Origin of the sequence: Clostridium sp. (assembly GCF_051278035.1) — a bacterium.
Classification (GTDB): Bacteria; Bacillota; Clostridia; order Clostridiales; family Clostridiaceae; genus Clostridium_AD.
Genome location: NZ_JBNMNU010000254.1, coordinates 1 through 4516, shown reverse-complemented (window position 1 = coordinate 4516; position 4516 = coordinate 1). Strand labels below are relative to the sequence as shown.

Here is a 4516-nt window from a genome sequence, read left to right as displayed (position 1 = left end):
TCCGTGATTCCTTATATTTACTTGAATTGGTTTTAGGTCAACAGACAACGTCTAAACCTCGTGAAATAATGACAGATACCGCCGGATACAGTGATATTATATTTGGATTATTTGCATTATTGGGTTACCGCTTTAGCCCACGTCTTGCTGATATAGGAAGTACAAGGCTTTGGCGATTTGATCCAAATGCAGACTATGGTGTCTTGAATAGTCTATCTAAAAACAAATTACGTGAAGACCTTATAATTAAGTCCTGGGATGATATGCTTAGGGTTGCTGGTTCACTTAAACTTGGAACCATAAATCCTACAAATCTTATAAAAATGTTACAAAGAGGCGGGAAGCCAACTATGCTTGGTCGTGCAATGGGCGAATTCGGACGAATTTTTAAGACCACTTACGAACTGTCATTTTTGGATGACAAGAATTATCGCAGGCGTATTTTGACACAGCTAAATCGTGGAGAATCGGAAAATGGGCTTAAAAGAGTTGTTGTATATGGCAAGAAAGGAGAGATTCATCAACCTCACCGTGAAGGCCAGGAAGATCAATTAAATACATTAGGGTTAGTTACAAACGCTATTATCCTCTGGAATACAGTCTATATGGAAAAAGCATTAGATTCTATTCGAAATGCAGGGTATATCGTGAATTTAGATGACGTAAAACGACTTTCTCCTCTTGGCTATGATCATATAAATATTGTAGGGCATTATTCATTTGACTCAGCAAAAGAAATATTATCTGGTAAGCTGAGACCATTGCAACCAATGGATAAAAAATTATTTGGTAAGAAACGGTAATTCTATTGCCGTTTCTGTCCCATTACTACACAACCCCCTATATAAAAAGAATCTTTCAATGTCGGAAAATTATATAAGAAATAAAGATAAGAATGCTATTGCTGAATTGAAAGAAAAGTTTAAAGTGTAAATATTTTCATTTAACTAAATCTTCAATTGTAACAAATAAAATGTGAGACTTTTAAAATTTGACCATCTCTATATGTGACATTAATAGAAAATGAAATAGTATATTATTACCCCCACCCTATCACGATCAGTTACTGAAAAAGTGATTAATAGGTATTCTAAACATACGTATGTACACACGAAAACATATGAAATTCTATACCCATTGTTTCGTTAGGCTTTGCCTAACGAAACAACCTAGTTGGGGACAGAAACCCCTTATGCTCCTTTTTTCTTTTATCTCTATATCCACATAATACAAAACAGTAAGTTTGAATAATGTTATTCCTTGTGTGAAAAAAATGCATAAAGAAATATCACAAGTTTTTGAAGAATTTGGCTAAATTAAATAGAAAGTTATAAAAGTAAGATAAAACTCATAATAGATTAAGCTCGCTAAGAAAAATGCAGACCCCTACTTTTATTCAAGTAGGGATAAAATCATAACCAGACTTTTTTTGTAAATGTTCTTGGGCTAGACGTTTATATACAACAACTTTTTTTAAATTATAGACCTGAAAATTATTATTAACATACTCTTCTAAGTGTTGGCCTATAACAGTTTAACTCATCACAAAAAAATAGAGATACATTCTTAAATAATTATTTAATATTTAAGGATGTATCTCTATTTTTTGCTTCTATAGATTTATTCGATATTTGTGAAATTTCTTTAACAACAGCAGGCTTGTCCATTATTTTTTTCCTGTTAAGTATATCAATAATTCCAAGTTCCTTATGGAAATTATGAAGAGTTGAATAACGATATTTGGGCTCTCTTTTTTCACGACCTTTTATTGCAGAACTTATATATCCTTTTACATAACTAGTGACAAGATTACTTATTTTGGAATAATTCTGATCTATAATGTTTTGTTGAGACTGAGGAATCCTACAATACTCTGGCGTTTCAATGTATGTAAAATCGTTTACTATTAAAATTTTTCTAAAGTCTAGTCCCGCATTTACTTTTGTATTAGATGGCACAGCATATCCTATAATTCCAAATGGTTTTTCGGAATCCATTTCTGTTCTCAATGGAACAAGAAGATTATTCCCCTCATAATTAACATTTAAGAATAAATAGTTACGTCTAGATTGCTTTTCATCATATGGATCTAACATTTCTATAAAATGTATGTTTTCTGTAAAATAGATCTTTTCTATAAAAACAAATTTACAATTCGCCCCAACCATTATGATGCTCCTTTTCTTATAAGATAAAAGGAACATCATTAAGATGTTCCTTGCATGTTTCTAAGTAATTTACTTTCTTCGGTTTTTTATTAGCCAGGCACATCCGATAAACGCCTCTACCTTCTTCGGTTTTTTATTAGCCAGGCACATCCGATAAACGCCTCTACATAAATTTTTACATATAAATTTTTAATTTAATAAAAAACTTTAAAATAGTATTTTCATACTACTTATACTTCTATTATAGACGAAAAAGACCTTATTGACACTGGTATTTTAAACCTTTAGTTTTTTTTAGTGTTATGTATATGTAGTTATTCGTATAGTTTAGTTGGAAAATTTACTACCTCCTTCTACACAAACTTATAACATGCATCGTTTTAAAAAAACGATGCATGTTATAAGTTTGTGTAGTTAGTTGGAAGAAATATTGCCATCCTTAATAAAATAGTATATAATATATTTTTAAAGGAGTGTGATTTATTATGGTAAGTTCTATAAAAAAATATACTAATAAAGACCTGGCAATTCTATATAAAAAAAATTATGAAGTATGGAAAAAAGAAGGACTTAATAGTTATGGATATTTTATTCTCTTCAACGGTCTTATTACCAGTAATAAGTTAATTAATATTAATGGTAATGCATTAAAACTGTATCTTTATTTAGGAATTCACTCTAAAAATATGACAGGTGAAGTATGGCATAGTAATAATAGGATAGCAAAATATTTTAATAAATCAGAAAGAACAATAAGAAATTGGATGAAGGAACTAGAAGATATGAATTTAATAAAGAGAATGCAATTAGAGTTTAATGGAGAATCACATACATACCTTCAGACATATGACAGAGGTGTAATTTCAAAATAATAGATTTTTTTAATAACTCACGTAAAAATAATACAATACTATCCCAATAGTTCGAAGGAGCATTTATTATGTTGAATGGTTTGTTTATGGGGTAATAGGAACAGTTTAAAGAGGTTGGTTTAAGAAAAAGGGAATCTTTGCTCCATGATGAATATAAGAATTTGCGAAAATAAAAATGGGAATTACACATAAAAATCAATAATTAATATAAAAAAACAATATGAAATTATAATTTATTGTAATTTCATATTGTTTTTTTGATGATTTTATATTATTGTTATGTTATGTGAGAATTTATCTATTAGAATAATTTTTTATCTATTGGTTAAAATTCAATATCAATGCATAAAATAAATAAAGACCATAATAGTCACTAGCTATTATAATCTCTATTTATTGCTTAGTTAATTGATTAACCAAGATGCAACAGATATAATCCAACTTATAACTGTTACGATAGCTGATATTAAACCAACTATTATTGTAAATCTTATTGCCAAGTTCGCTTTTGGTTCTTTAGTAAGTAATTTCATTAAAATTCACCTCCTATATCTGGGAAGTGGATTTTTTTACTTCCCACACTATAGGAGGCGACACATAGGTGTATAAAGAAATCATTACTACATGTGGTATTATATATTTAAACTATATAAAAATCAATAATAAATACGAACATTTAAAAAATTCTGTGTATTACATAATATATATGATAAAATTTCAAACTTGTTTGTTTTTTTATAAAATTGTTTTATAAAGAAAATAATAAAGTGAAAGTAACACAAATGTAATTGAGTTACATTCACATTGGGTGTATTGCCCATTCCTTATTTTTTTCAATTTGAATGTAACATAACGTATTGACTTGTTACGTTCAATGTATTATAAATGACTTAATTGTAATACTGAGTCACCGCAGTCAGTAAACTTGTCTAAATCAAAGAAAACAACCCCTTACCCCCAGGGGAAACAATTCCTGTTGCGCTATGCAGCAGGAATTGTTTTTATATTTAGAGTACCAATATAATATAAAATGATGGACTCAAGAGCCATACTTGCTTAGTTAAATTTAACAAAATGCTTAATAACTTATATAAATCAATGATAATTTAGTAAAGAGTTTAAAAATATCACTATAATACCGCCAACATAAAAACACACTGAAAAAGACATCTATGTGTTTTTTTCAGTGTATTGAAATTACATTCATTATTTTTTAAGAAATTCCAGTCCAAGTTCTAAATCACTTTTCTCCATCACTTTTTCTATAGTTCCTTTTTTAAGTTCAGCTGCCAGAGCTAAAAGATTAATTAAAACTTTGCTAAGGTCTTGGAGTTGAGTTTGGGATCGATCAAGATCTAATTTGATTTTAGGTGTTAATGTTTCTTCATGCTGCCATTTAGATATTTGATTTTCATATAAACATATATAATCTAATTGTTCTGTAAACACCTTAATAATTCTTTCAATTATTTCATC

The 4516-nt window shown here is 28.8% G+C and carries 5 protein-coding genes; 2 read left to right on the top strand and 3 right to left on the bottom strand.

Translation table 11 applies throughout. From position 1 onward, the window contains the following. The coding region (locus tag ACJAX4_RS22325) for a Tn3 family transposase (protein WP_435791646.1) at window positions 1–803 on the top strand (803 nt) is incomplete at its 5' end. Between the two features lie 771 nt (window positions 804–1574). Here the strand turns inward: ACJAX4_RS22325 and ACJAX4_RS22320 are convergent. Next, entirely contained in the window at window positions 1575–2168 is a 594-nt protein-coding gene (locus ACJAX4_RS22320) for a hypothetical protein (protein WP_435791645.1), read from the bottom strand. Between the two features lie 485 nt (window positions 2169–2653). Between ACJAX4_RS22320 and ACJAX4_RS22315 the strand changes: the two genes are divergently transcribed. Further along, entirely contained in the window at window positions 2654–3040 is a 387-nt protein-coding gene (locus tag ACJAX4_RS22315; protein ID WP_435791643.1) for a helix-turn-helix domain-containing protein, read from the top strand. 404 nt (window positions 3041–3444) lie between these two features. Here ACJAX4_RS22315 and ACJAX4_RS22310 read toward each other — a convergent pair whose 3' ends face one another. Both ACJAX4_RS22310 and ACJAX4_RS22305 read right to left on the bottom strand, forming a co-directional pair. After that, entirely contained in the window at window positions 3445–3573 is a 129-nt protein-coding gene (locus ACJAX4_RS22310) for a hypothetical protein (RefSeq protein WP_435791641.1), read from the bottom strand. Between the two features lie 673 nt (window positions 3574–4246). Continuing rightward, window positions 4247–4516 (bottom strand): hypothetical protein (locus tag ACJAX4_RS22305; RefSeq protein ID WP_435791640.1); only part of this gene is annotated, 270 nt, incomplete at its 5' end.

Excerpts from the sequence above, each read along its gene's own strand:
- ACJAX4_RS22320 (WP_435791645.1), bottom strand. The coding sequence starts at position 2,168 with ATGGTTGGGGCGAATTGTAAATTTGTTTTTATAGAAAAGATCTATTTT.
- ACJAX4_RS22315 (WP_435791643.1), top strand. The coding sequence starts at position 2,654 with ATGGTAAGTTCTATAAAAAAATATACTAATAAAGACCTGGCAATTCTA.
- ACJAX4_RS22310 (WP_435791641.1), bottom strand. The coding sequence starts at position 3,573 with ATGAAATTACTTACTAAAGAACCAAAAGCGAACTTGGCAATAAGATTT.